This window comes from Salinisphaera sp. G21_0 (assembly GCF_017744115.1).
In the GTDB taxonomy this organism is placed as follows: domain Bacteria; phylum Pseudomonadota; class Gammaproteobacteria; order Pseudomonadales; family Endozoicomonadaceae; genus Endozoicomonas.
The window spans coordinates 1-3,053 of record NZ_JAGHQW010000138.1; the positions used below are offsets into that span (position 1 = coordinate 1).

A 3,053-nucleotide genomic window follows, 5' to 3' on the forward strand; every position below is an offset into this window, starting at 1 on the left:
AGATCGGCCAGAATGTCGGCCCCCATCCGGGAGGTGCTGCGGACACTTGGGAATGCTCTGGCCCATGACCATGAGGATCTCCGCGCCAACGACAGGCGTCTCCCGCAGCCGGATACCGCACTGCAGCAGACGCTGGAAAATGTCCGGGTAGCGGATGGTGAGTTTGACCTATCGCCACCCATGCTGGACGCCCGGGATGTGACGGTGATCAATGAAATTATCCTGGCCGAGCGTGAAGCCTACTTTCAGAACACGCAACCTCTGAGGGATGAGCGTTTCGTGATGTTCAGCGATGTGTTCGCCGATACGACTGATTTGCAAAATCAATTGTATGGCGAGCAGCTTCCCTGCCCGACCAGCGAGCAGGGGCTGGCCGACACCTCGGCGCTGAGCGAACTGCTGGCGCGGACTGCAGACCAGACACCCGGCATCACGGCCGCCGGGAAACAACTGCTGAAACTGTATGCTGACCGTGCCACCCAGTCCTACCGTGCCTATGGCCAGCGCATCGGCACTATCCAGAGTGCCAACACCCGGGCAGTGCAGGACATCCGGGAGAGTGATAGCACCCTCATCCACGAGGGCCGGGAATACCCGCAATGGTCGCTGGCACGGCTGGTGTGCTGTGCACAGGGCCTGCAGGCAATGGACCGGGCACTCAGGAACACGTTCCTGTCGGACCTCAGCCTGGCCGATCAGTGCATTCGCCATGATGCTTCCCAAAACCTGACCATGGGGCCGGATGCGAGCGGTGAGAACCCCACCCGGGAGGCCATGATTGATGATCTGGTCAACCAGTTCCTGAACATGTATGCACAGTACGGAGAAGCCCGTTTCAATATGATCAAAGCCACCGGGTTCGCCCTGGAGGAGGAAGAGTTACCGGTGTTACGGGGATTGAGCGCCCGGGGCATGAAAACCACGGTCAATGATCTGTTGGGTACCACGTCCGGGTTGTCCGCACCGTTGCGGGACGTTCTGCAGGGAGTTGCGGACTATCTGGATAACCGGGTCACCGATGACGGCGATAATGATCTGCGCCCACCACAGGCCGATCGTCACCTGTTGCAGATCATCGACCATACCACCGCCGTCGATGATGAGTACACCTTGCCGCCAGCCACGCAGGTCCGTGGCGATATGAACGCTGTCAACCGGCTCATCCAGGGTGAGAAAGTTGGCTATCTGGCCAGGATGGGGGAACTGGAGGACCGGGAGCGTTTCCCCGCTGATTTTGCCGATATATTCCAAGAGCCCGATGCCTTTACGGAGCTTTTCCTGGAGGGGGAGATCCCGTCGTCGTGCCGGGGTGACTCACGCAAGCGTCGCCAGCTGGACAGCCATCTCCCGGGCAAGCCTGTCGGCAAGTCGGCACCTCCCCGGGACGAGCCGGCTATTGTCAATGACCACCATGCCGCGGCCACTGCCGGCGCCACCCGCCATGGGGGGCTGCTGTCGGTGCTGCGTCATGGCCTGTCCTGGCTGACCGGCGGCACCCGGGCTAGCGCTGACCAACCGCAGGGAGCAGCGCAGATCACTGCCGGGCAAAGCCATCAACAACAAGAGTCTACTAATGGTGCCGACAACCAGCCGGCCAGCAGAGTCAGGCCGGTGGCGCACAGCGTCCACAACAGCCTGACTCTGGCCGGGCTGCTGGTGTCCCGGGCCACGGACCGTCCCATCCAACCTGACACACTGGTTCATGGTGAGAGGCACCGGACTGATACGGCGGCACAGCCCTTTGACTGCCTGCCGGGCATGCGGCTGCTCACCGGCAGCATGCGGGTTGCCCGGCAACTGCACAACGAAGTGTCGGCTTTCCTGCAGCAGCTCAGGCTGCAGCGAATACAGCCGGATGCGGCCTGGCAAACCGATGACCTGCTGAATATGGCCATCGCCATGGTCACCAATGAGGCGCAACCGACCCGCTGCACCGAGGAGTTTCTGCTGGAAGTGTTGCTCTCGCCCAGACTGGGGGTTGAACATGAGCGCGCCGCCAATATTTTCGACAGCGGCGGACGGGTCCGGGGCACCGGTGGCGGTGCCATCTTCTTTGGCGGGGAGCAAACCCAGCCGTGCCAGTCAGGCCCGGCCAGAGATCTTGGCCAGTGCATGCTGAACGCCATGGCAGACCGTCAACTGGAACAAATGACCGCAGAATCCCGGTCCGCTGACGCCGGCCCGCTACTCAGTAGTGCAATGCGCAATGCCATTGTTGACCGGGCCAGCCAGTTTCAGGAACTGCAACGAGGGATTGTGTCTGCCCAGCATTCGAGGGGGTTGTTCAGCCAGCTGCCAGACTGGCTGGGCACCAGCAGTGGTAACTACAGTAGCCGCCGCGACCGGCTGTGCCAGCGACTGGACCAACGGCTGACCCCGGTCACCAGCCCGGGGGCCGTTCGGGCGGGTAATACCTGCCTCAGCCAGCTGGAAGCGGGTGATTATGGTTCGGCCCGGGCATCCTTCTTCGCGCTGTCGGACCGGCAGCAGCAACAGGCCATCCAGTCACTGACAAGGATGCCCGACTGTTTTGGACTGGAACCTCAGTGGGACGATCCGGCTCCCAGGGACAGCCAGAGTGCCTGGCAACGCTTCACTGCCCTGTACGACAGCAAGATGGGGGTTCAGGAAGAGGCGATGAACCGCCTGAAGCTGATGTCGATGGTCAGTGCCGGCAAGGTAACCGGGCAATACGACGAGGCGCAACAACTGGTGGAACACATTATTGACCTGCTGCCAACCCGGGACAATGCCAGCCAGCGATCCTGCCGGGAGACGGCAGAGTGCGCCCGGCCGCCAGTGTTCCAGCAGCACCAGTACGACCGGGACACAATAAACGGCATGCTCAATGCTTATAAAACCATCAAGGCAGAAGTCGCCGGGCAGTTGCCGCAGTATTTTATCGACCACAAGCTGGACAGTGACCTGCAAGAAGAGATCATTACCCAGGTGGCGCTGGACAGTTTGGGGGCCGTGCATGGCAAGCCTGCCGGGCAACGGCAGGCGGAAATAGCAGCGCGGCTGCAAATCGAAGCGGAGGAGTTTGCCCAGAC

Annotated in this window: 1 protein-coding gene; it reads left to right on the forward strand. The window is 61.6% G+C overall.

Going from position 1 to position 3,053, the window contains the following annotated elements:
* Nucleotides 1-12: 12 nt before the first annotated feature.
* A partial coding sequence (locus J7439_RS25165) for a hypothetical protein (RefSeq protein WP_209204803.1) occupies nt 13-3,053 on the forward strand: 3,041 nt, incomplete at its 3' end.